The organism is Fibrella rubiginis, from assembly GCF_017353185.1.
Classification (GTDB): Bacteria; Bacteroidota; Bacteroidia; order Cytophagales; family Spirosomataceae; genus Fibrella; species Fibrella rubiginis.
This window is the reverse complement of record NZ_JAFMYV010000003.1, coordinates 131,134-156,336: the sequence shown is the minus strand read 5'-3', so window position 1 is coordinate 156,336 and position 25,203 is coordinate 131,134. Positions and strand designations below refer to the sequence as shown.

At 54.7% G+C, this 25,203-nt stretch carries 18 protein-coding genes; 5 read left to right on the top strand and 13 right to left on the bottom strand.

From position 1 onward, the window contains the following. The first annotated feature begins 6 nt into the window (after positions 1–6). The 3 genes from J2I47_RS07490 (at position 7) to J2I47_RS07480 (ending at position 2,927) form a co-directional block, all read left to right on the top strand. Complete coding sequence (locus tag J2I47_RS07490) at positions 7–1,566, top strand: phospholipase D-like domain-containing protein (protein WP_207363954.1); 1,560 nt, start codon at positions 7–9, stop codon at positions 1,564–1,566. A 509-nt stretch (positions 1,567–2,075) separates the two neighbouring features. After that, positions 2,076–2,381 (top strand): hypothetical protein, encoded by a 306-nt coding sequence (locus J2I47_RS07485; RefSeq protein WP_207363953.1) that lies wholly within the window; start codon positions 2,076–2,078, stop codon positions 2,379–2,381. A gap of 33 nt (positions 2,382–2,414) precedes the next feature. Further along, complete coding sequence (locus J2I47_RS07480; protein WP_207363952.1) at positions 2,415–2,927, top strand: hypothetical protein; 513 nt, start codon at positions 2,415–2,417, stop codon at positions 2,925–2,927. A gap of 40 nt (positions 2,928–2,967) precedes the next feature. Here the strand turns inward: J2I47_RS07480 and uraH are convergent, their stop codons facing one another. Continuing rightward, a complete protein-coding gene (gene uraH, locus J2I47_RS07475) occupies positions 2,968–3,378 on the bottom strand; it encodes a hydroxyisourate hydrolase (protein WP_207363951.1) in 411 nt (136 codons plus the stop codon). A 200-nt stretch (positions 3,379–3,578) separates the two neighbouring features. Here uraH and J2I47_RS07470 point away from each other — a divergent pair, with 200 nt between their 5' ends. Next, a complete protein-coding gene (locus tag J2I47_RS07470; RefSeq protein ID WP_207363950.1) occupies positions 3,579–3,977 on the top strand; it encodes a hypothetical protein in 399 nt (132 codons plus the stop codon). Positions 3,978–4,007: 30 nt separating this feature from the next. Here J2I47_RS07470 and J2I47_RS07465 read toward each other — a convergent pair whose 3' ends face one another. Then, a complete protein-coding gene (locus tag J2I47_RS07465; protein WP_207363949.1) occupies positions 4,008–4,919 on the bottom strand; it encodes a hypothetical protein in 912 nt (303 codons plus the stop codon). Positions 4,920–5,072: 153 nt separating this feature from the next. On the opposite strand from J2I47_RS07465, the gene J2I47_RS07460 reads away from it, so the two are divergent. After that, positions 5,073–5,522, top strand: a complete 450-nt coding sequence (locus J2I47_RS07460; RefSeq protein ID WP_207363948.1) for a PepSY-like domain-containing protein — start codon at positions 5,073–5,075, stop codon at positions 5,520–5,522. A 77-nt stretch (positions 5,523–5,599) separates the two neighbouring features. Here the strand turns inward: J2I47_RS07460 and J2I47_RS07455 are convergent, their stop codons facing one another. The 11 genes from J2I47_RS07455 to J2I47_RS07405 all read right to left on the bottom strand — a co-directional run bounded on the left by J2I47_RS07455 (position 5,600) and on the right by J2I47_RS07405 (position 25,043). Beyond that, the gene (locus J2I47_RS07455; protein ID WP_207363947.1) at positions 5,600–7,882 is read right to left on the bottom strand and encodes a glycoside hydrolase family 20 protein; all 2,283 of its coding nucleotides are present in this window, start codon (positions 7,880–7,882) and stop codon (positions 5,600–5,602) included. Between the two features lie 297 nt (positions 7,883–8,179). Further along, a complete protein-coding gene (locus J2I47_RS07450) occupies positions 8,180–9,265 on the bottom strand; it encodes an AI-2E family transporter (RefSeq protein WP_207363946.1) in 1,086 nt (361 codons plus the stop codon). A gap of 149 nt (positions 9,266–9,414) precedes the next feature. Further along, positions 9,415–11,100, bottom strand: coding sequence for a beta-N-acetylhexosaminidase (locus J2I47_RS07445; RefSeq protein ID WP_207363945.1), 1,686 nt, complete (start codon positions 11,098–11,100; stop codon positions 9,415–9,417). A gap of 76 nt (positions 11,101–11,176) precedes the next feature. After that, the gene (gene nagB, locus J2I47_RS07440) at positions 11,177–13,117 is read right to left on the bottom strand and encodes a glucosamine-6-phosphate deaminase (RefSeq protein ID WP_207363944.1); all 1,941 of its coding nucleotides are present in this window, start codon (positions 13,115–13,117) and stop codon (positions 11,177–11,179) included. 39 nt (positions 13,118–13,156) lie between these two features. Next, positions 13,157–14,482 carry an MFS transporter gene (locus J2I47_RS07435; protein ID WP_207363943.1) on the bottom strand — a complete coding sequence of 442 codons (1,326 nt, stop codon included), beginning with the start codon at positions 14,480–14,482 and terminating at the stop codon, positions 13,157–13,159. Positions 14,483–14,497: 15 nt separating this feature from the next. Further along, entirely contained in the window at positions 14,498–16,510 is a 2,013-nt protein-coding gene (locus tag J2I47_RS07430) for a family 20 glycosylhydrolase (protein ID WP_207363942.1), read from the bottom strand. After that, positions 16,507–18,039 carry a sialate O-acetylesterase gene (locus tag J2I47_RS07425; RefSeq protein ID WP_207363941.1) on the bottom strand — a complete coding sequence of 511 codons (1,533 nt, stop codon included), beginning with the start codon at positions 18,037–18,039 and terminating at the stop codon, positions 16,507–16,509. Before J2I47_RS07425 ends, J2I47_RS07430 begins: the two co-directional genes overlap by 4 nt. Before the next feature lie 20 nt (positions 18,040–18,059). Further along, on the bottom strand, positions 18,060–19,205 hold the full coding sequence (locus tag J2I47_RS07420; RefSeq protein WP_207363940.1) for a tRNA wybutosine-synthesizing protein 4 beta-propeller domain-containing protein: 1,146 nt from the start codon (positions 19,203–19,205) through the stop codon (positions 18,060–18,062). Beyond that, positions 19,162–20,109: a dihydrodipicolinate synthase family protein gene (locus J2I47_RS07415; protein WP_207363939.1), complete on the bottom strand. Its 948-nt coding sequence runs from the start codon at positions 20,107–20,109 to the stop codon at positions 19,162–19,164. Before J2I47_RS07415 ends, J2I47_RS07420 begins: the two co-directional genes overlap by 44 nt. Positions 20,110–20,190: 81 nt before the next feature. Next, complete coding sequence (locus J2I47_RS07410) at positions 20,191–21,717, bottom strand: RagB/SusD family nutrient uptake outer membrane protein (protein ID WP_207363938.1); 1,527 nt, start codon at positions 21,715–21,717, stop codon at positions 20,191–20,193. 17 nt (positions 21,718–21,734) lie between these two features. Further along, positions 21,735–25,043: a SusC/RagA family TonB-linked outer membrane protein gene (locus tag J2I47_RS07405; RefSeq protein WP_207363937.1), complete on the bottom strand. Its 3,309-nt coding sequence runs from the start codon at positions 25,041–25,043 to the stop codon at positions 21,735–21,737. Positions 25,044–25,203 lie beyond the last annotated feature (160 nt).

Here is a 25,203-nt window from a genome sequence, read left to right as displayed (position 1 = left end):
CCAGCCATGCGGTACTTGTCTGAACTCAATTGGCTGTTGATTGGCGAGAGTCTGTACGTCCTGCTGATTATTGCCGTTTGCCTGCGTATCGTGTACGACACGCGTACCACAACCAAGACGCTGGCGTATGTGCTGCTCACCATTTTTCTACCCGTGGTGGGTATGCTTGTTTACTTCACCGTGGGCACAAACTTTCGGCTAAAAAGTCTGTATAGCAAAAAGCTCACCGACGATGCAGCCTTGTCGGCCCGGATCAGAGAGCAGGTCATTACAAACAGTCGCGAACAGATGGAGCAGGCCACTACCGACGTGCAGCGAAACCGCAAGCTGGCCCGGTTGATGGTGCGGGATTCAATGAGTCCGCTGGTAGGCAACAATCGGGTAACGCTATTGCTCAATGGTGAAGTCAAGTTTCCCGACTTACTACAGTCACTGCGTGAGGCCCGCCACCATATTCATATCGAATATTACATCTATGATGACGACCAAATTGGCAATACCATCAAAGATATCCTGATTCAGAAAGCGCAGGAGGGGGTACAGGTACGTTTCATCTACGACGATTTTGGCAGTTGGTTCATTAGCCGAAAGCTGGTGCCGCAACTGCGGGCCGCCGGGGTACAGGCTTATCCGTTTTACAAGTTGACCCTACCTACGTTTGCCCAGCGACTCAATTACCGCAACCACCGCAAGATCGTTGTGATCGACGGATGCACGGCCTACGTAGGGGGTATCAACGTATCGGATCGCTACATCAACCGGCCTAATCAGCACGGTATCCGCGTGGATTCTCCGGAAGGGGGCAGCGGACCAATTGGTTCGCGGGGTAAAACGCCGACCGACAAAGACAACCAGATGTTTTGGCGGGACACGCATCTGCGGATTGACGGAGCCGGCACCTACTACCTTCAACACCTGTTTTTGTGCGACTGGAACTTCTGCGCCAATGAGTCTCTGTCACTCGACGCCTCTTTTTTTTGCACCAACCCTGCCGACCTCAACGACGAGTCTTCGCCGGGTGCTAAGGTGCAGATTGGGGCGAGTGGTCCCGATTCACGCATTCCGGGTCTACTGTTCGCTTTCTTGCAGGCGATCAACTCTGCTGAGCAAGAGATTCTCCTAACTACGCCTTATTTCATTCCAGGCGATAGTCTGCTAGATGCGCTCATCGTAGCGGCGCTGAGTGGGGTGCGGGTAAAGCTACTGGTGCCTGACAAGTCTGACTCCCGATTGGTCAACGCTGCCGCCAGCTCTTACTATGGGGAGTTAATGAGTGTGGGCGTGGAGATCTACCAATACCAGAAAGGGTTTGTGCACGCTAAAACGATGGTTGTCGATGGCTCGCTGGCAATCGTTGGCACGGCCAATCTAGATTACCGGAGTTTCGATCTCAATTTTGAGGTGGCCGCGTTTGTGTACGACTCCGGTGTGGCTAACGAGCTTGGGCGGGCCTTCGCAGATGACTTGACCCAAGCTAAACGCATCGACTACGGACAGTGGCAACAAGGATCGCCGGTTCGACGCTTGGCGCGAAAGATGGCTCGTATGGTGGCACCGTTACTTTAACTACAGAAAAACTAAATAGTATCAAGGTAGTTACCGTTTCTAGGATTATGTAAAATATTGATTACGCGTCTCGAATGCTAGTTGTTGGCAGTCACCTTTCTCAAGCTCACGTTATGAAACTCAATAAACTACGTTGGATTTGGTGCTGCTTTGGCCTGACAGCCACACTAGTAATGGCCCTACCAGCCTAACTGATGGCTCAGGTAACGTATCCCAATAGTGGCCGATAAGCAGGCTTTGCCTCCCCCGACCCGCTGTGGCGGGTTGATGTATCGGGAGGCTACCAATTTGGAGGAGCAATTAACGTTAACGGCGGGCGGCTACGCATTACCGATGGTTTTAGCTGGTCAGGAGCAGTTTCCTATGAGTGGACAGATCATAATCGATTTACCCTCACTTACGTAACACAAGCCACCGAACTGCGGTCGAACGCCTACAACTCTTTCGACGGCACTACCGGCGACCGTCGGCTGACGGACATGCGGGTACAATATATCTTGCTTGGCAGTTTGCAAGAATTTTCAATACCTGGACCAGTACAACCCTTCGCGGGTGGGCAGGCCGGTATCGTCATTTTTGACCCGCAAAATCCGCGTTTCCGTGATGAGACCAAATTCGCTGTCAGCCTGACGGGTGGTGTGCGGGGAGCCATCGCGGGACCCATAGGCTGGAAGGCGCAGGCGACGCTACTGATGCCAATCTTGTGGGTTGGTGGAGGGCTATTCTGTAGTACGGGCGGATGCAACATTGGCATTACCAGTCGCACAGTTATTCCCCAGCTAAATGCCAATGCCGGATTGACTGTCAGTTTTTAAGCAGGAGAAAATACGCCTCTACAAGCAGAAACAATGGATGCAGCAAAGCAAAAAGAGATTATCAAAGGCTCCCTCATTAGCGGAGTAATTAGCGGGATTATCAATGGTGTATCTCAGTACTTTTCGCTGAAAGACAAAGCCTATATCGCCATTACAGTTGATTCGATAACCAATAATGAAAATACGGTTTTAGGGGCGGCAGTCGGGCTGGCTATCTCTTTAGCCATAATATCCACGGTAATAACTTACGTTAGGATCAAGGATATTAAAGTCAAGTTTTTCCCCACAGGCTTCTGGTCGGTCATTAAACACGGCTTTTTCTCGTTCGGCGTGATCACCTCGTTGGCTGTCTTGTGGCAACGCTACATGGGCACTGTAGAAGTGCCATTATTTACCGCGCTGATTATCATTGGTGTGATAGCAGGAATTGTTGCTGGAACGGTGAATTACCTAACCCTGAGAGCTTGTACTATTTATGAAGCAGCGGAAAAACAACCCGATTTCGCTTCGGAGGGGCAGCATGGCGATGCGGCTGGCCATGATTGAGGCGGACCGTATCCAAATCGACCTGTTTCAAAGTTTTAGCTTAATTGCCCCGGTACGTTGAATAGCCGTAGGCCGACAGTGTAATCGGTACGTGGTAGTGACTGGTACCCTTCAGCCGAAAGACGACTTCGACGAACGGATAAAAGCTTTCTACTTTACTCTTTTTAAAGTAAGGTTCGACTAGGTACGTTAGCCGGTAGATACCGGGGTTAGCGGCATTGGCTGGCAGGAAGTCAGTAATGCGCCCGTTTTTGTCCGTTACTTTTTGATCGACTAACGACCACGTCTGCGTCTGCTCATTCATTTTTTCCAGCTTGATGGAAACGCCACTCGCAGGTTCACCTTTGGCTACATCCAAGATGTGGCTCGATAGCTGATAGTCAGTCTTTTGGGCATAGGAGAATGTGTAGGCTGCAATAGTGAACAGCAATGCGTTTAGCAACGTTTTCATAGGTTGAGTCTGGTTGACGTTTGTGATGACCGGATAGGCCGAAAGCGATACGGCTTCTTGTATACCGTCTCTTAGCTAACACGTCCTCTTCAACGATGTTACAGACTGCTGAATATATATTGATGAAGTTAAGTTGATGGTTCGAGTAGCCCATTTGCCTTTTCGTTTGTTTACCCTATAGTTACCATATTCAACTAGTTATGAACACGATAAAAAATGCGCTCGCCGTAATCGGCTTGGCGGCTTACTTCAGTGCCTGTGCCCCGTCGATGAATTTTAAGCCCTCATCGATTACCCCGGCAGCGACGGGTAAGGTTCAAATAAAGCGCGACAAGAATGATAACCATGTTGTTCATGTTAACGTGCGCAATTTGGCACCGGCTGATCGGCTCTCGACGCCTCAGCAGGCATATATCGTTTGGGCTGATATGGGGCGCAACGACATCCGGAAGTTAGGGCAGATCACGCCCCGCAATAAACTGTTGGAAGCCTCACTAACGGCCACAACAGTCTCAAACCCAGACCGAATATTTATTACAGCAGAGAGCACACCCCAGGTCCAATACCCCAGCAGCATGGAGGTGCTGACAACTCGCTGATCGGCATCCATGGCCATCAGCAGCATGGTATTATCGTGTTGTCGGTGGATTTGCATCAAGGGTCGTTGCCAACTCACTGATTGATTTTTGAATCTGTTTGACGTAGGCTTCTGCCTGGTCCAGCATAGCCGCTCTGGTAGCAAGCTGATCCGCCGTGTAACGACCTCCTTCACTAAAATAGAGGGGATTGGCTCGGTCCGATTCCTTCCATTGGTTTACCAGTTCATCCCGTAAGGTGGCCACGTCAGCTCCTGGGCGGTCGTGCATAAATCGCCAGACTGTTGGGGCAATCAAATCGGTATCGTTTTGATCCAGCCACAGCGAAGCCAGGGCATTGCGCTTGTGCTCATACCATTTCCCTTTGGGCTGTAATAAGTTGGGTAAGCTGAGACCCACGCCGGCAACGCCGCCTACTACCCCGATTACGTCCAACGACGACGTACCTCGGTTGCGCGACAGAATAACACCCGAAACGACCGACGTGAGCGCGCTGACCACAATGGAGGCCACGGTGAAGCGATGTTCGCGTCGGCCTTGCCGCTCACGCACCGCATCGCCAACCCGTTCTGCCTGTTCTTCTTCGTTATCCAGTTCGGCGGCGGTAGCCGATACCTGGAGCTGAGTGACCCATAGCCGATGCCGCATACGGTCGTGCAACAACTGGTATTGCCGGTACTGATCGGGGGTCTGTTGTGCGAGTTGGTGAAGCATCAGCCACTCGCGCGCTATACCCTCTAAATCCGCCGCCCGTAGCACCTGCCGACCGCTGGGTGAAAAAAAGGTGGCATAGACTGCCGAGTCAGAAGCAGGAGTTGACCGTCGCGCTAAGGTGTCGGTTACCAACCAAAGGTTGAGCCAGCAAAATAGAATGACCCGCAGCCCAACGAAGCCAAAGAATGCTGTAGTTGAACATGCCCTTGTGGTGCTTGTGAATCGAATCATGGGTGTAGGAACGGACGTACTTGGTTGATGACCAGCTTTCCCCGGAGAAACATAAAGCAGTGCGACAGGTTTACGGGTAAGTAGGTAACTTTCTGAATGGCCGCATCCACTAAGCTGTTTTAGTCAACTCAAACCCATTAAACTCAACTCGTCATGAAAATGTACCAGTCTGCGATGCTAAGTTGCTTCTTTCTCGTGAGCGGCTATTCGGTAACCGCTCAGAAACTCAAGGCTAACCAGGTGCCTGCGCCAGTTCAGCAGGCGTTTAAAGGAAAATTTGCTAGGGCCACGGACATTGACTGGAAAAAGGAGGGCAATCAGTACAAAGCTTCTTTCGATATGGGCGACGTTGACCACGACGTTTTCTATAACGCAGCCGGTAAGCTGGTGTCTCACAGCTATGAGATCAAGGTAGCCGAACTTCCGGCAGCGGTTCAAGCAGCAGCCAAAACGAACTTCCCCAAACATAAGCTGGATGACCCAGAGCGGGTTGAAACCAACGGAACGGTCACCTACAAAGTAGAGTTGGACGGTCGCCCGGATATGAAAGCTGTGTTCGCTGCCGATGGTAAGTTGATATCAAAGAAGGAAGACATTGATTAAGCGCGAAAACAAACGCGTATAGGCATTTGCCAATAATCAATTAAACACTGGTGGTGACTGATAACCCGGCTACTGGCTTAATGCACCCGGATTTCATCAACGAACATGTAGCCCTTGTTTTTACGGGCAAACACACGCACATAGCGTGCCGACTGCCCACCCAGCGGCACCGCCAAGTCCTGAATAACTAACGTCGCCTGGGACTCCGGCACTGTGTTGTCCACTCGCACCGGGGGTAAAAATGTCTTGCCGTCCGTAGAGAGCGACACATCTACGTAGCGGGGCATATACACGCCCGGCCCCGTAAGCTGCATTAGCCCCACTGTTACGTCGTTCAGTGGCTGCACCTGTCCTAGATCAATCGTTACGTCCATATCGATGCCCTCGAAGCCCAGCCACTGTTTATCGCTATAGGTGAACGATCCACGATTACCATCAACGAGCGTGGCGTCGCCCTGAGCGGGATAGCTGTTGGTGTACCTTATGGCGTAGGTAATGGGCTTACCCAAGGCTTTATGAAAGTCAACCGCTTGGGTCACGACCGGGCCAATTCGGGTCGAGTCGCGAAAGTGAGCCGCCTGAATGGTTGTTGATTCGCTCACGCTGAACGACTCGACGTACTCTGCAGACTGCGTAGTGGGCGGGCTGCCGTCGAGGGTGTAGCGAAGCTGCGGCTGGTAGGTCTCCGTTCCAAACTCAACCCGTGCCGTTCGCCCATTGGGTTGGAAAAGAATCGTGAGCTGTGGGGTCAGGCCGGGCCGGTAATAATTGACCGCATGGCGTTGTAGCAGCCGGTAATGGTCCTGGAGCCGCCGTTGAAAATCGGGCCACGACCGCGCCGATGAATCTGACCAAGCTATTTCAGCAAGAGCCAGCAACCGGGGAAATACCATGTATTCGGCCTGCTCAGTAGTGGATACGTACTCAGCCCAAAGGTTCGCCTGAACGCCTAGAATGCGCCGGGTCTGGGCTGCGGTTAGCTCGCGGGGAATGGGTTCGTAACCATATACGCGCTCGATGGGCAGAAATCCGCCGATGGCTTCGGGCTGCGTAGTCGGGTTAGCCTGGTAGCTATCGAAGTACACGTAATTGCCCGGCGTCATGATGACGTCATGCCCCCTACGAGCGGCAGCGATCCCCCCACTTTCACCCCGCCAGCTCATCACCGTTGCGCCCTCGGCGAGCGGTGCCTCCGGCGTATCGCCCTGCAATATTTCGTCCCACCCCACCATTCGCCGCCCGTGCTTTTCCAGAAACTGACCCACCCGACGCACTGCGTAGCTCTGGAGCGCGTGTTCGTCGGTTAAGTGGTGTTCACGGATACGGGCTTGGCATTTAGGGCATGTTTTCCAAGATGCTGTACTGGCTTCGTCACCCCCGATGTGGATATATCTGGAAGGGAAGATCGCCATCACTTCCTTTAATACGTCTTCCAGAAACGTGAACGTACTATCGTTACCGAGACAAAACTCGCTGCTGACGTGGGGCTTGTCCGAACATGATAGCTGTGGGTAAACGGCCAACACTTCTTCCGAGTGGCCCGGCATCTCGATTTCCGGGATGACCGTAATGCCTCGGCGGGCGGCGTAGGCCACGATGTCGCGGGCCTGCTCCTGCGTGTAATAGCCCCCGTAGGCGTTAGCGTCACCCTCCCGGCTGTATTGGCGCGGGCTAGCCCACCACTCTTTCCAAGTCCGGTGCGTGCGCCATGCGGCCTGCCGGACCAGTTTGGGGTATTTTTTGATATCAAGGCGCCAACCGGGACCGTCGGTCAGGTGCCAGTGGAACGTATTGAGTTTATAGAGAGCCATCAAATCAAGGTATTTTTTGATAAAGACGACCGGGAAGAAATGACGGCTCACGTCCAAATGCATACCCCGGTAGCCGAAACGGGGCCGGTCTACGATAGCCAAGGCGGGTAACTGCCGGTTGTTGGGTTGAAGGGCCGCTAGTTGTATCAGTGTCTGAACGCCCCGGAGTGCCCCCAACGTGGTAGCCGCCTGAAGATGAATCTCCGTCGGACTAATGCGCAATCGGTACGTTTCCCGACCTGTATCAGCAGGAGCGGGTTTGGTAAGCTGTTGGAAGATCACTCGACCAGTCACTGAACGGGACGTGCGGGTGGTCAGTACGTGGATGGGCAACGCCCGGCCAAACGTTTGCTCGGCCCACAACCTGGCCACGTCTTGAAACGCGGGCGAACTGCTTAGTTGAAGCGAAGGCGTCAGGGTAAACAGGCCGGGCCGGGCGGTTAGGGTAGTTGGCTGTGGAATTAGCGACCGTACAGTTTGTCCCCAGCCAAAAACCGGATAAAGCAGCACGGTTATAAGTGTCAGCCGAAGCGGCCAGTAGCTTTTCATTGTGGGTGAGTGGAGAAACCAGATGTCGTTTAAAAAAGGCTTCGGCTAGCACCGCCATTGGTTGAGCCGTGTTGCAGTTTATGACCTTCGTAGCTGGATTTTCAGGTCAACCGATGCCTTCAACCCCGCGCTTTTCACAGTAAGTTCAGCGGTACCGGGGCGAACCGCAGCCCCCGCTTATGACCTACCGTGGTGCCACCCGTAACATGCTGTCAGCGTTACCCATTCCGATGTTCGGGGTGAAGGTTTGTTTAATCGACGAAGAAAGAAACTGTGTAATCCGCCAGACGGACGTTCTCACACGTCTCGCTTCAGCACGACGTCTACCTGCTCAGCAACGTTTTCTGATGACGTGGACGCTAGATAGAACTCTTCGTAGTAAGCCTTGATGAACGCGGTAAGCGGAGTGGCAATCAATGCACCGACTAGTCCAAAGGCACTGACCATAGCCAGCATGACTAGCAAGGAAGAGACCGGATGCAAATTCATGGTAGAAGCACGGACGTGGGGCGTGATAAAATCACCGGCAAGTTCATTCAGTGCGAGAAAGAAGACCAACACCCACAACGCCGTTACGGGGTCTATGGACAAGGCGACCAACGTGGGTGGGATGGCCATGATGTACAGCCCCAGCTTGGGTACCATTTCGGCAAAGAGGGCCAAACCGGCCCACACCCACACACCCGGTATACCCATGTAAGATAAGAAAGCAAAGGTGGCAACGGCTTCTATGGAGCCCACAACGACATTCGACCACATCCAGCCGACAACCATTTTTGACGCTCGTGCCAGCGCACGTCCGGCTTTGGGGCGGTTCTTCGGCGAGAAGAATAACAGGTACGTCTCAATCAGCGGGGCGGGGCTGATCAGCATGTAAACGACTACGCTGAAGAACATAATCAGGAAGAAAAGGCCGCTGACGATGGACAGAGAAAAATTGCCTAACCGGGTAACAATGTTCACCACAGAGGGCAGTTCATTTTGCAGGCTCTTGCCTGTCAACAGCTTCTTTTGTAGCGAAGGATAGTCTGCCAGCAAGCCGGAAAGCTCCGTTTTCAGATTCTGATAGTAGAGCGGCACATTGGTAACCAGTTGGGTTAGCTGTTCAAGCATTCTGGGAATCACCAGCCACCCAATCAACACCAGGAAGATGAGCAACGCCGCGAAAACCAGCAACGCGGCTACTGTGCGCGGTACTTTCTTAGAAACCAGCCACATCGTAGGGGCATTTAGAATCAGCGTGAGTACAACGGCGAAAAAGAAGAAGAAAACAATGTTGATAACCTCGTAGGTAAACCAAAGGCCCATCAAGACGAGGGCAGCGATGAGTATCAGTCGCACCGCGTTGCTATATCTGCTCTCGGATAAATCAGTCGTAGCCATTTGGTTCGTTGAGTTAGGGGTAACAATCATTTCATATAAACGATTGAAACGCCATTTAGGGTAGGCCTTAAAATCGGTAAGCACGCTCGGCCAGAATGGTCGAGGTCACGCTTACCGATTCCAGGTAGGTTACGTACCAGAGTATTCCTCTACTTTTTGTCAGCCGTTGCTGTGGGCATCTGGTACGTAAACTTGCCATTGATGGGTGCACCGAAGTAGTTGACGTTCATATAGTCAAGCCGCTTCTTATGTACGTCGAGCCGTTTCTTAAAATCCTCAACATCTTTACGGTTCTTAGATGTCCAACCTACTTCAGCTAAGGCAATGGCCCGCGGCCAGACCATGTATTCGGCATATTCAGGCGAGATGATGTATTCACTCCAGAGGTTCCCCTGTACACCTAGAATGTGCTTAGCTTGCTCCGCTTTTAGCGAGTCGGAAGTAGGCTCGTAACCATACGATTTTTCCAGCGTCGTAAAGCCACCGATAGCGATGGGCTGCGTTTTAGGATCGGCCTGGTAGTGGTCGAGGTAGCAAAAACCACCCGGTGTCATGATAGCGTCGTGTCCCTGCCGGGCGGCGGCAACACCCCCTTCGGTACCGCGCCAACTCATCACCGTTGCGTTAGGCGAGAGTCCCCCTTCCAGAATCTCGTCCCAGCCGATCATCCTGCGACCTTTCGAGGTGATAAACTTGTCCATGTGCCGGATAAAATAGCTTTGCAGCTCATGCTCGTCTTTCAGCCCTTCCTTGCGCATCAGTTCCTGGCAAAACCGGCTCTCACGCCACTGCGTCTTGGGGCATTCGTCCCCACCGATGTGGATGTATTGGCTCGGAAACAGGGTCATCACCTCGGTTAGTACGTCCTCCAGGACGCGGAAGGTCTCTTTACGGGGAAACATCACGTCCTCGAAGACCCCCCATTTCGTACCGACCGGTACGATCTTGTCGGGGTTGCTGCCCAGCTCCGGGTACGCTGCCAGCAAGGCCATTGCGTGGCCCGGCATTTCAATTTCGGGGATGACCGTCACGAAGCGTTCCTGCGCGTACCGAACCACGTCTCGGATCTGCTCCTGCGTATAGAAGCCACCGTAAGGCGTTTTGTCGTATTTGTTGTCGCCGTAGCGGCCAATCATTGTCTGTTTACGTACGGAACCCAACTCTGTCAGTTTGGGATGCTTTTTAATCTCGATCCGCCAACCCTGATCGTCGGTCAGGTGCCAGTGAAACACATTCTGTTTGTGGAGGGCTATCAGATCAATGTACTTTTTAATAAACTCGATGGGGAAGAAATGGCGGCTCACATCTAAGTGTAACCCCCGGTAGCTGTAGCGGGGTTGGTCGTCGATCTGGCAGCACGGCACGGTCCAACGTACACTGGTGATTGGTTTTGGACTAAATACCTCGACCGGCATCAGTTGCAGCAGTGACTGCATCCCGTAGAAGAACCCTTCCGGCTGACTGGCCGTAACCAGAATGCGGTCCGGGCTAACCGCGAGGGTATACCCCTCTTTAGCTAGACTACCATTCCTGTCCATCGCGAAGTGAATGCCCTGTCGCTTGGGGGTCGAACTCACCGTTACCGTCGGACGCTGCCCGGTGGCCTTGGCCAATTGGTCGGCTAATTGCCCCGCTACTAATCGCAGCCCGGCATCCCCCTTTTCAATGGTAATACTTGCCTTTTTTGGCAACGTGAACGTACCGGTTCGCTCCTCCAATTTTGCGGGCCGGGGCATAATGGCATAGCGGGCCGTTTGGGCAAAAAGGCCAGTCGATGCCAATAGGCAGCAGATGACTAAAAAGACCCTGGAGAAATTTATTCGTTGGTAAATCATACGCGTTGGTTTTGTTGGAGCTTGGTAAAGAATGAGTTAGCTATCGGTACTCGATAAGCTGTTACTGAGCGACCATTCACTGTGGTTGATAGCGTACGAAGGCCTCAATGGCGGCATATTGAGCCATGCCCAACTGACTGTACCGCTTCGCGGTGTGGTGATTACGATCTTCGGCTCGTTGCCAGAATTCACGGGCATCGTCACCTTGAAAAACAACCCCGTCCTTTTGCGACTGGTGTTTGAAGATGCCCTGCCGTTTCTGAAGAACCTGATCCGGCGACATGGGCACCGCCATATCAATTTCGTAGATGTCCCACTCCGCCCACGCGCCCCGGTACAGCCAAACCCAGCAGTCTGCCATGAACGGCTCATCGCGAAGGCGATCTATAGCGGCCAATACACCGTCTAAACATACTTTGTGCGTTCCGTGCGGGTCGGCCAGATCACCGGCGGCATAAATTTGGTGTGGCCTGATGGTTTGAATTAGATCGGCTATAATCTGGATATCGCCGTCTCCGATGGGGTTCTTCTCGACCCGACCGGTCTCATAGAACGGCATTTCCAGGAAGTGCGCCCGGTCGGCGGGTACGCCTACGTACCGACAGGTGTTTCGGGCTTCACCCCGGCGAATCAATCCCTTTACCCGTCGGATTTCGGGGGTGTCAATTTCCGTTGGTTTTCGCTCGGTTAAAAAGCGATTCGCTTGTTCGACCAGCCGACTAACCTCCGTTCGGTTCGTGCCAAACGCGTCAGTAAAATCAGCGGCAAACTCCATAAAGCGCAGGGCTTCGTCGTCGGCCACGGCAATGTTACCGGAGGTTTGGTAGGCCACGTGTACCTCGTGGCCCTGATCAACGAGTCGCTGGAACGTACCGCCCATCGAAATAATATCGTCGTCGGGGTGCGGGCTAAAGATCAGGACACGCTTCTGAGCCGGAGTAGCCCGCTCCGGTCGGTTGGTGTCGTCGGCGTTCGGCTTCCCACCCGGCCAGCCCGTGATGGTATGCTGTAGGGCGTTGAACACCGAGATATTAATGTCGTAGGCTTTACCATACTGAGCCAGCAACTCGCTCAAGCCGTGTTCGTTATAGTCACTATTGGTGAGTTGCAGAATGGGCTTTCCCACTTGTAGAGCTAAATGCGTCACCGCCTTCTGGATCAACTTCGGTGTCCATTGAATGCTGTCTACGAGCCAGGGGGCTTTGCGGATGGTCAGTTCAGACGCGCAGGCTTCATCGACGACAAATGTGGCATTGGGATGATTCTGAAGATACGAAGCGGGCAGCGATTCGGTGACCAATCCTTCTACGGCTCGTTGTACAATAGCGGCTTTATGTTCGCCCCAGGCCAACAGCACCACGCGTCGGGCTTCTAGGATGGTTTGTACGCCCATCGTTATGGCCCGCCGGGGTACGTGTACCAGCCCGTTGAAATCGGCTGACGCGTCGGCGCGGGTCAGACCGTCGAGGGTAATCAGGCGCGTTCTCGATTGCAAGGGAGATCCTGGCTCGTTGAACCCGATGTGGCCGTTACGACCGATACCCAGTAGCTGAAAATCGAGTCCGCCTTGCTGTGCAATCGCCGATTCGTAGGCGTGGCAATAGGCCCTGACGTTTTCAATAGCCAGCGTTCCATCCGGTATATGGACGTTTTCGGGTTTGATATCCACCTGGCTGAACAGATGCTCGTGCATAAAGCGGTGGTAGCTCTGCCGAGCGTCCGGTTCAATCCAGTAGTATTCGTCGAGGTTAAATGTAACGACGTTGCTGAAGCTAAGCCCGTTCTGCCGATGCATCCTGACCAATTCAGCGTATACTTTTTTAGGGGTGGAGCCAGTGGCCAAACCCAGCACCGCCAGATCGCCGGTGGCTTGCTTCAGGCGAATCAACTCCGCTAGTTCGCGGGCTACTGCCGCCGATGCCTGGTTGGCATCGGAGAAAATTTGCACAGGTACGCGTTCAAACGAGGTGAAAGACGGAGCGATGTCAAGTTGAGCAAGTAATAACGAGTTGAACATGATACTGAAATGAGGAGGCGTATGCCAGTGTGAGTTTAACTAAGAGGCGTTGGGGCGAATGGGCTGGTCGGTGGTCCGCTCCGAGTGAGTCACGGTGAAGTCGATGGCGGTCGGTTTGAGCAGGGTCAGTTGAACAATGAGTACCAGCACGACAATGCCCGCCAGCAGCGCGAAATCCTGTCCCAGATGCCCGGCATCCTGCGATTTGCCCAGCCAGTTTGTGACAAAGGCACCGGCGAATACACCTGTCATGTTCATGATCCCGTAGGCGGTAGCCCGGCTTTGGGGTGCCACAAACTGGCACAGAATCGGCATGTTGTTCGCGTCGAACATGCCGTAGCCAACGCCGAAACAAAGAGCGGCTCCGACCAATGGAACCAACGAATGACCAAAGCCCATCAGCACCAGTGCTGGAATCGTCAGAGACAAGCCGATGGCACTGGTGTAGATTCGTCCCCGAACGTTGTGCTGCACCCACCGGTCCGACAAAATGCCGCCGACTAACACGCCTATAAAGGAGGCGAATGCAATGGCGATGGTCGCCAACGGTCCCGCCTGCGCCATGTCGATGCCCAGGTTCGTAGACACCAACGTCGGTAGCCAATTCTTGGTAGCCCAACCCGGTAAACTCGGGATGGCATAGTAGAGCAGGATTACCCAAAACGATACGTTTGTCAGCAATACACGAAGGCCCGCCAGCACCGTCGTCTGGTTTGGCTGACTGGCTTTATCCGGTGTTGATGAAGACGTTACAGGACGTTCGTGGCCCGTTCTTAGAAAAACGGCCAGGATTAGGGCGTAGACCAGCCCAACCAGCCCGAATCCCTGAAAGGCCGATGTCCACGAATAAGATTTGGCAATAGTGGCTCCGAACCCGCCCAGGGCCTGACCCATATAGAGGCCGGTCATATGCAGGCCTACTGCCAGCGACCGGGTTTTGGATGAATGTACATCGGCGATAAGTGACAGGCCTGCCGGAATGTAGAGAGCTTCGCTAATGCCCATGATGCCCCGAAGCCAGCACAGTTGACCAAACGTAGTCGCGTAGCCCATCGCCAGCGTAACACCCGACCAGATGGCCAGACTACCGACAATAATCCATTTGCGGGAATACCGATCTGCAATCAGACCTGACAGGGGACTCGTGAAGCCATAAATCCAGAGAAAAATGGCCATCAGATAGCCGAAATTAGTAGCTGATTCCAACTCCTGAATATCGCCTTGCATGGCGGGCCTCATAGTCGCCAGCATTTGCCGGTCCAGGTAGTTCAGCAAAGCCACAACCCATAGCAAGCCCACAATCACCCAAGCAGATCGGGTGTTGACGGGGTTCGTGGTTGATTCGGTAACGGCGTTGGTTTGCATAAATAAGACGTCGGGTTAGCGGATCGGCTTGACTGGTTTTATTCTACGATCCGGCGCGAAAATTAGGTCATCGGCAGTTTCCCAATGCCACCCATGCCGACGCACGAACACACACGTAAACAACCACTTGACCAATCGGTATTCTGGTGTGCTGAACGCGCCGACGGGCAGCTTGACCAGCACTTTGTTCCAGCCTTTTCGGAGCAGAACGGGCATGGGCTGCCGGACTTCGTAGGATTCATTCCGGTAGGGTTGTTCCAGGCTGGTGGGTCGAAAACCGGGTTGCTGCCAGTCGGGCGGTGTTACCTGCACGTCGTTCAGCCAGAGGGCACTGCCTTTATAATCCCAGGCTCCGGCTGGGGGCGATGCATCCTTCTCGGAGCGGCCATAGTTATGAAAATCAGCCCACATCCCTACGTGCTGTTGCTTGGGCGAATACACATACGTATAGGCATAGGCCGTGTGGTTCGGTTGCGGATCACGCAAGTACGCCCGCACGACCGACGGCCCCCACGTATGCCGCAGGTAGACGGTCGCGCCGGTAGCCGGAATGGTCGGGTAGTCCAGCTTGCCTTCTTCGGGCGGAAACTGAACCGCCAGATTACCGCCGTTCGGAAACGGAGCCAGAATGCGCCAATGAAGGCGGCTCTGCCGAACATAAGGAAAATGGCGTTCGCTAAAGTGCTGCCGTTTATGAATCAGTAAACGCGCTTCAAATTCGGCAAAAGCTGACTGGTTGGTCAGTACGACTCCCGCGTCGGTTTCGGGTTGCCCGCCCCCGCGCCAGGTACGTTCGGCCAGAGTGAGCAGTACCGGATACAGGCCGTTGAGTTGTTCAAGCTGCGCCACGTCAGCCGGTCGGCGGTCGTTCCAGATGCAGGCAATCGCGCCCAGGTGCCTGGGTGTTGCTTCGGGTACGTCGCAGACGTTGCGCTGAAACAAACTGATCAGATCGGCTTGGGTAGCAAAGTGATTTAGATAAAGGTTACGCGACTCGATGACCCGCATCGATGGCAGCGGCTTTTTCGCGCTCATCCAGAGTTGGCGTATGGCCAGCGTGTCCATCGCTCCGCCTGGATACCAGCCAATGGCCTGTTTGCCGCATTCGCGCACGACGGCCACCATCGTCGGCACAAACGTGGAATCGCGAAAACCAACCTCATCGGTGCCAATGTGGATGTACGGGACATCGAACAGGGCGCAAACTTCCCGAAGTAGCCGCTTCACCACCTGTTTGCCCTCCTCTGACTGCATATCAAATCCAGTCGCACGTCGGAATGCTGCGCTGTGCCCCGGCATGTCCAGTTCGGGAATGACCTGAATATGTCGCTGTCGGCAGAAGGTCAACAGTTCCCGAACCTGCTGCTTGGTATAAAATCGACCGGGGTCACGTTCCATCGTGCGGGCATCGGTAAGCTGGGGCAGGCTGTCACTGGCCAACCGCCAGGCAAGGTCTTCGGTTAGGTGCCAGTGGAACGTATTGAGTTTGTAGCGCGACAACACATCGAGATGCTGACGGAGCGTGTCGAGCGGAATGAAACTTCGGCCTGTGTCGTGCATCAGGCCCCGAACAGGGAAGGCCGGATAATCCATGATGCGGCAACCCGCCAGCGAGTGAACTTCCCCGGTCAGCACCAATTGCTGAAGGGTTCGGTAAGCCCAGAAAAGTCCTTGTTCAGTCGCCGCCGTCAGTACGATTCGCCGGTTGGAGACAGTCAGAGAGTACCCCTCCGGCTTGTTACTAAACGCACCGATTGGTTCGAGCCGAAGCTCTGCTATTGCCTCGCTGTCTGGTGTATCGAGCTGCTTCCGCACCGCTCGTGCGCCATGCTGGTTTAGAAAAGCCGTGACTGAGTCGGTTACGGCAACCCCCTGATTATCACGGGCCCATACCCGAACGGCCCTCCGTAAGGAAAAGGCTTCCCCCGTCCACGTTACCTGCCGGGGAGCCGGGAGTAAGGCGGGCCGTGCTGCCAAAACCGGAGTCAGCGCGAGCAGCCATAAACTGATGGTGAAGGCCGTTCTCATGGTAAGGGCAGTTGAAAGGTGGTCAAGGGCAAACCTGCGCTATTGACCACGTTGGCTGTGCTGAAGGGCTGCCAGCCGTAGTACAGATACCGCCCCGTGCGTGGCCCCGTCAGCACGATCTGCTTGCCATCGAGCCGGGCGGATAGGTCGGTTTGTGGACCCGTAGCGTCGCCCGCCGCAAAACCGCGAACAGCCTGACCGTCGGCGGTTTGGAGACCAGTACCGGTGTCTTTAAACCGAAGTACCCACTCCCCCGCCCGCCGACGTACCCGAAGAGGTAAAGGTGCGGCCAGTAAGGGTTGCCGGTACGTCTGGCGGAGAATGACGCGGGCCAGTCGTTCACCTACAGTTTTTTTGTCGGTCGGATGCACGTCAGTTCGGTGGCCCACGTCGCTCGTAACGGCCATGCCTACATAGGGTAGTTGGGCAGTCAGCCGCCGTTGTCCGTCGCGAAATAGCGGCCAGTATTCAGAGCGGTATCCTTTCTCGGTGCTGATCGACGACAACTGGCAAACGTAGAACGGCAGATCCGGTTGTTTCCAGGCCTGACGCCACCCCGCTACCAGCCGGGGAAACAGGTGCTCGTGCTGCCGGGCGCGGGCCAGGCTAAGCGCGTTACTCTCGCCCTGATACCATAAAACGCCTTTGATGGGCAGCCGCGTCATGGGGGCGATGGCCGCTTGGTATAAAAAGCCGGGCTGGTAGGGATGATTAAACCCCAACGGTCCACGCGGTACGGGATACCCGGCCTGAATAAGCGAATCTAAATTTTCGTGACCACGCTGCACACACCAGGGTTCGAGAGCCGGATTGGCCCACCAGTCGCGACCAAAAACGGCGCGGAGCAGCGTGTCGGGCGTGTCAAGTTCTGGCTGCATCCACGCTTCCGCCGGACAGCCGCCGACTGCCACGTGCAAAAGACCAATTGGTACGCCTGTCGTTTGCTGCACCTGTCGGCCTGCGTAATAGCACACCGCCGAGAAGGGCCGCACCGATGCGGAATCGGCCATCTGCCACTTTCCTGGTTTATAATATCGGTCGGGAACAAGGTGAGCGGCATCACTGGCTTTGAAAGGTTCGTTGTAGCGGAAAGCACCAGGTACCCGGTTGTAGAGTCGAAGCAGGGAGTTAGACGCTACGGAAAGCGTTTGGGCAGCGTGTCGATCCCCTGCCACCGGAAACGCCATATTTGATTGACCCGCGCACAGGTATACGTCGCCCACAAGTAAGTTAGTTAGCTCAATAGTGACGGAGTCAGACCGGAGCGTCAGTTGTAACGGCGTTGTTGAAGCAGGGCGAGCCGACAGTTGAACTTGCCACATGGAATCTGGAGCAACGGTCATCAGACGTTCTTCCCTTTTCAGCCGCACGTGTACGATACTGCCGGGCTTGCCCCAGCCCCAGACCGTGATTGGTCGGCCGCGCTGAATAACCATGCCCGACTGCCAAAACTCAGCCAGTCGAATCTGTGCTTCCGTTAGTGACGGAAGAACCCAGGCGATCAGTCCTATAATTAGCGTTCTTCGCATTGGTTCAACCAATTAATTTTTCAAAAAGCAACGCGCCGACAGGCAGGCGTTCGGACGCCCGGTGATACTTCGCCACTCGGTAGCATGAAGCCACCCGGCGCGGCTACTAATGGTGTCGTGACAGGTACAGCAAACGGTAACTCACCCCGTTTCAACCAACGTCGGGCTTGCGGTCGGTACGCCCAGACAGCCCTTGAAAAACCGGGGTGATCGCGCTGAAGGGCGTTTCGACGTACTGTCAGACTGTCGCGTATCGAACCGGTGGGCTGTTGGGCAATTTGGTTGTTGAGCTGCTCGATTTGGGCCAGTCGTTCACCCGTGTCGCCTCCCAACACCCAAACGGCCCCGTCGGGTGTGGCCACTGCTCCGTGCGCCGAAAGCGGTGTGGGCAGATCTGGAAGTTGCTTCCAAAGGCCATCCCTTATTTGGTAGGCATGCGCATCGGCATAAACCGTCGTTCTCCCAGCCGCCGTTTGCCGCCCGCCCAGTACGTAGAGCTGTCCGCCAGCCGCTACTAAGGCCGTGAACGCTCGTGCGGGCCCCGGCAGATCAGCGTGTTTAAGCCAGCCTGAAGCGGGGTGTAGCAGACTCAGCGCGTACAGACTCCGCTCGGTGCCCCGGTCTGATTCGCCCCCAACTACGTAAAGCGTATCGCCAGCAACCGTTGCTGCTCCATTCGCTACGGCTACGGGCAAGGCGGGTAGCGAATCGGTACGTAACCGCCCTGCTGCTCCATCCCAAATGAGCGTAAACACGTCGGCGTATCGACGGGATGCGTCGTTACCCCCTACGCAGATCACCTGATTCTGCCAGACTGCTGAAGCCCCATAGCCTACTGGTCTGCTAAGGGGTTGAACAGTCTGCCAGTCGTAGCTACGGCCTTGTTTGACCAGCGCGTACACCGTCGAATGCCAGACTTTCGTGCCGCCCTGCCAGGGGTAGCCATTGGGAAAATTAGCTCCACCTGCCACCAGTAGCACCCCGTGGCTGATGCCCGCAAAAGCCCCCGCTACACCCGGATTCGGTTTGTCTTGTTGCATCGGTAGTGGGGGCAAGTCAGTGCTGCGCAGCCGCGTCTGTGCCACCGCGACGGCCTGTCCGGCCCATAGCAGCAGGCACAGCTTACAGACCAACCGATTCCGCCTGAGTGATCGGTTGAGACGCATATTGATCGAACTGGATGGTCGACAAATCGTGAAGAAAGTCCTCGTACCGTTCGTCTGTCATGTTCTGCACCGGCAGGCGGAACGTACCGCAGTCTAAGCCAACGGCCCGCATGAACGCCTTGCCCGTAGCAATGCCGCCATACTTGCCCAGCAACCGAACGATAGCGATGGACTGATCTTGCATCTGTTGCGCCCGGCTTATATCGCCTTTATCGAAGGCTTCCATTAATTCGTGGTACACCGGAGCCGCGTAGTTGAACGTACTGCCTACGGCTCCCCGTGCGCCCATTGCCATTGCCGCCAGAAAGATTTCGTCCCAACCCCACAGCAGGTCATACTTGCCCCCGTCGAAGAGCAGGCACTGCCGGTACTCCATCAGGTCGTTGTGCGTGTATTTGATGCCTCGGAAATTGGGCAACCGGCCATCAATGGCTTCCAGAAACTGAAGCATTGATATCGTCACACCAGTCAGAGCCGGGATGTGGTAGAAGTACAATCCCACTTCGGGTGCCGCCTCGCCGACCTGCACGCAAAAGTCAGCCAGTACCTGCGCACTGGTTGGCTTGAAGTAAAACGGAGCCAGTACGGCCACGGCATCGAACCCAGACTGAGCCGCTTCGCGGGTTAGTTCGCGGCTTTCAGTCAGCGACGTACCCCCGACGAGCATGATTTTTTGCAAGTCTGGCTCGGTCGTCTCACCCCAAGCACGGAGCAAGGCCAGTTTTTCAGTAAAAGAAAGCGAAACGCCCTCGCCCGTTGATCCGCCGATGAAGGCGCCCTTCACCCCGTTGTGCACCAAAAAACGGGCGTAGTCAGGAATCAGGTCGAGGTTTAGATCACTGTTGGGGTGCATGGGCGTAAACGGAGCCGCCACTAACCCGTTAATTTTAGGTATGTGTGTCATTGTTGCTGTGTTAGTGTAAAGGGTACCCCCGGTAATTCACCGGAGGCACGACCAGACTACCAACATATGAGGAAAATTAACTCAATAACCAGGGGTTTGCGTCAGCTTAGGATCGCTGTTGAGCATCGTAACAGAAATAGGAAGTAGTAGCTTGTATGCTTGTGTGGCAGGTAGATAAGCCGAATTGACATTGCGAAAAACGTAAGCGTCACCCGCCCGGCGCAAGGCCCACCAGCGTTTGCCTTCGCCGATAAACTCCCGCAGGTATTCTTCTAGAATGGCATCCATATTCGCCTGCTCATTCCCGCTGACATAACGTACGTAGCCTGTTCCATAAGCCCTGGCACGAATCGCGTTGATGTCCGCTGAAGGATCATTGCCCAATTTCGTGTTCGCTTCGGCCAACAACAACAGCACATCCGCGTAGCGATAGAGCGGAAAATCGTTATCGTAAAGCTGCACGCCCGCATCGACCCGCCCGATGAACTTGGTCAGTAGCACACCTGCTACCGGGTTGCCGCTTGTGTTACGGTACATAATGCGAAACGAATTTCGGATTCGTTGATCGGCAGGAGCACCCGTCAGCCGGGCGAGCAATGCCGGCGATATGCCTACCCGGCTGGCTCCGGCTACGAGCGGATACGCCGCGTTAACCGGCGTGCCGGGTCCCGGTACGGCATCGAGCAGTAACGTACCCGCCTGCGTCGTATTGACCAGGAAACTGGTATAGGCCGACTGCACTACTTCGTTTTTCTCGAAGTTTAATGCCACAATGATCTCGCGGTTATTGGCTTTTTTCGTTGGGTCGAAAACATCGGCGTAGTTGGCTTGCAGACCAAGTGTAGGCAGTGCCTTTACCTCTTCCAGCGCGGTCTTAGCCGTGGTGAAGTCGGTGCTGCCGCCCCCTAGATGCGTACCTGACCAAATGTAAACATCCCCTTTCAGGGTCAGCGTCGCGGCCCGGTTCCAATACACCCGCTTGGTGGTAAACGTATTGATACCGCCAAACAGCGTCAGTGATTGCTCCAGATCACTTTTGATTTGCTTCATCACCTCTTCGGGCGTCGAGCGGGCCTTGTAAAGCTGAGTTAATTCACCTACCGCCGTCACGGGTTCAGCCGTAATGGGCACCCCGCCCCAGGTACGTAGCATTGTATAGTAGACATACGACCGCAAGCCGTACATCTCCGCTAAGTACCGGTTCCGGCTAGCCTCCTCTAAGGGAGAATTTGGGAACAACTTAATGACCGTGTTGATGCGGTCAATCAGGGTGTAGAAGCCCGCCCAGTTGGTTGCCGGTACGTTGTTGCGACTGATATTATGCGACCAGTACTGCTTTAGGGTGGCATCTTCCGACTCTGTGTATAGCCCGTCGGCCCACAGGTCGGAGCGCATCTCGCCGAGCGTAACGAAGGTGGCCTGATAAGTACGTAGGGAGGCATACACCCCGTTGTAGAGCGTCAGGGCCGCGTTGGCATCTGTCAGGGCCAGTTGCTGATTGAGCGAGGTCTGCGGGGTCACTTCGTCCAATTGCTGTTGGCAGGAAAACAGGCCCGTTCCTAAACTAAACAGGCTGGTCAGGGCAAAATAGGATAGTATCCGTTTCATAGTCAGTCTGCGGTTAATTAAAGGCCAATCGTGGCACCTAACGTGATGGTTCTGGGGAGGGGGAATCGGCCCACATCGTTACCGCCCACTTCGGGGAAGGTGCCGTTGTAGCCTGTGAAATACACCAGGTTTGAGCCGGTCAGAAAGACCCGCAGGCTCTTGATCCGGTTACGGACAAGCCGTTCCATGAGTTGGGTAGGTGCGTCGTAGCTGATGGTTACCTCGCGCATGGCCAAATAATCGCCTTTCTGCCAGTAGTTAGCAGGTGGTGTGCTGTTCCCGCCCGCATCCGTAAAGTAATTGCGCCCATAGTTGGCCCAGTAGTACCGAGGCAACGTAGCGGATGGGTTGTCGGGTGTCCAGGTTTGGGTTACGTCCGCCGGGCCGTTTTGTGACCCCTGCACCTGCGACATGCCACGCAGGTACATCTGGTTGGCGATAACAAATCCAAGCGAATAATCGAATTGGCCGTACAGGGTGAAGCCCTTCCAGCTCACGCTCGACGAGAAACCACCCTGAATGGTGGGCGTAGTACGACCCACAAACACGTTGTCCCGAAAATCAAGGGTGTCGTTCTGATCGGCGTCGCGCCAGCGAGCATCGCCCAGCAGTTTGATGCGTTTGTTGATGTAGGGCAGGTACGTATTGACGAAGTTTGCCCGTGCGTCGAGGTCAGCTTGCGACTTGTAGACACCATCAAAAGCTGGTGCCCAGATCTCGTCTAAACCCACGCGCTTCCCTTCCTGCAAACCTGCCACCCAGACCAAGCGGCCTTGCGCGGGGTCATAAACTTGAATGGAGCCTTGCCGGTTGAGATCCAATCCGTTGTTGGGCAGCTTTACGGCGTAGTTACGAACATGAAACAGGTTGGCATTGACATTCCAGGCTAAGCCACCTGGCTTAGACGGCCTGATGATGTTCGTGCGAATATCCAACTCGATCCCCCGGTTCTGTAGCTGCCCTACGTTAGTGACGTAGGTGCTGTAGCCTGTCCAGGCCGGGATGTTCAGCGTACTAATTTTGTCGTAAACATTGCGGATAAAGTAGTCGGCAATGATGGTCACCCGGTTGTTGAGCAGCCCCAGGTCCAGACCAAAGTTGAGCGTATTGGCTCTCTCCCAGCGCAGGTCCGTGTTGGTAATTGCGCCAGCGGCAAAACCCGGTTGTCCGTTATAGATGCCCACGCTGCCGTACTGAGGAATCGTAGCGTAATCACCGATGAGCGGTAATCCGTTGCTGCCAAGGGGGTTGATGCTGCCGTTTTCGCCCCAGCTTATGCGGGGCTTGATCGTGTTGATGTACCGACTCACCCCCAATTTGGCGTAGAAGTCTTCGAAGTGAAGGTTCCAGCCCAACGACACGCCAGGAAAAAAGCCATACCGATTTGTTATCAACTTAGACGTACCGTCGTAGCGGGCGTTGACCGTCAGCAGGTACCGGTTGTCGAAGGTGTAGTTTACCCGGCCAATTATAGAGGCTAAACGTTGCCAGCTTGAAAAAGAAGAGGTTGGTACCCCCACCGCCGCCGTCGAGGCCGACAGCCATGGAATGAAGTCGGTGGCCCCAAGGTTAGCTGTTGCGCCGTAGTTATAGCGCCGGAACTCGTAAAACTCACCCCCGGCCAGCACCGTCAAATTGTGCTTGCCCACCTCTTTAGCGTATTGGAGGAACCCGTTGTACTGGTACTGACTTTCCCTTTGGTTGGCAAACGACGCGTTGCGGGTATTAATCAGTGCCCCGCCCGTACCATTGATGTAGGCTTTGGTGAAGCTCTCGCCAGTGGTGTATCGGTAGTAGCCCGATGCGGACGCCAGTGCTTTCAAACCGGGCATGATCGTGTATTCTACGTTCAAACCACCTGTGTAGCGTTGCTCTAAAGTCTGGTTGAAAAACTTGTCCTGGAAGTAGGCCGGGTTGCCTAACGTACTACCGTCCACACCGGGCAAGATCGCCCCTGTTACGTCGTGCGTCAGCCGGACGGTCGGCGCAATGCCTGTGAAGCGTTGAATCACGCCCCCCGTCAGTCCGCCATCTCCGTCGGCAGTGAGGTACGAGGGTGATGTCTTGGCGTCGTAGCCCGATAGATTCAGGTTGACCACCAAATTCTTTCCGACGTTTAGGCCCCCATTGAAGTTCATATTGATGCGGCTCAACGACGAACCGATCAGGATGCCATTGTCTTTGATGCCCCCTAAACCCAGCGCGAAATTGCCCTGATCGTTGCCACCTGCCACGTTTAAGTAGTGTTCCTTAAGCGTACTCTGTTGGAGAATCAGGTCTTCCAGTTCTCGCTGGGAGGTGGACCGAAAGACGATGCTGTCGAGTTGAGTGGGGTTAAACGGGTTACGGTCGATCAACAGGCGGTACTGTGGATCACTGAGCAACCGACGGTTGGCATTGGTAACCAACTGCGTTGAATATTTGCCATCGGGGGCTGTCCAGCCGGAGTTGAGGCCCCAGCCCCACGCACCCGTCAACTGGTTGCGGGCATTATTCATCTCGGCGACGTTATTGTCGGCCTGAGCCGCCTCGTAGCGACTGGCCAATCCGCGTCGGTTCCACCGGATGTAGTCTTCGGCACTCATGTAAGGCAACGGGTTGCGGCGAATGTTGTTTTGGGCCGTTTTGTAACTGTATGTTACTGAGGTACGTCCCTTTTTGCCTTTGCGCGTAGTGACCAGGATTACGCCGTTGGATGCCCGCGCTCCATAAATGGCCGTCGAAGCGGCGTCCTTCAGGAGGTCGATGCTTTCCACATCTTCCATGTTAATACCAAACAGGGAGGGAACAATCACGCCATCGAGCACCACCAAAGGCGAACCAGATCCATTAAAGTCGGTTCCACCCCGAAAGACAATGCTAGGTGTTGCGCCTGGCTGACCCGTTGTTTGTTGCACACGAATACCCGGCGCGGTGCCTTGCAAAGCCGTACCGACGTTTGTGCGTGGTACTGATTTAAATACGGACTGGTCGATGCTGGCCACCGATCCGGTAAGCGTTCGGCGACTCTGCTGTCCGTAGCCCACTACGACGACCTCGTCTAAGCTGCGTTCGCCCTCAACCAGCCGAACGTCAAGCTGCGTCTGATTGCCTACCGGTACCTCCAGCGTGGTCATGCCGATCATCGAAAAGACCAGCACATTCGCCGACTCAGCGTTGATGCTAAACTTGCCATCGGGATCGGTGACAGTGCCGCGGGTGGGGTCCGAGACTCCGGTGCCTTTGATGGTTACGTTAACGCCCGGCAGCGTTTCGCCTGTGCGGGAATCCCGAACAACGCCCTGCCGGGGAGATACCTGGGCGTAGGTACTTAGTGACAGCAGCATACCAAGGATAAGTATGATCTGTTGTCGCCCGTAATGACAAAGTAGAGGTGTCGTATTCATAAACAGGCCTGTTTTTGGTATTAAGTATGACTTGACAAAGTTATTATGTTATACTTTATACTTGTATGCAGTCAGCAAAAATAAATTTTCCCAGTAAACC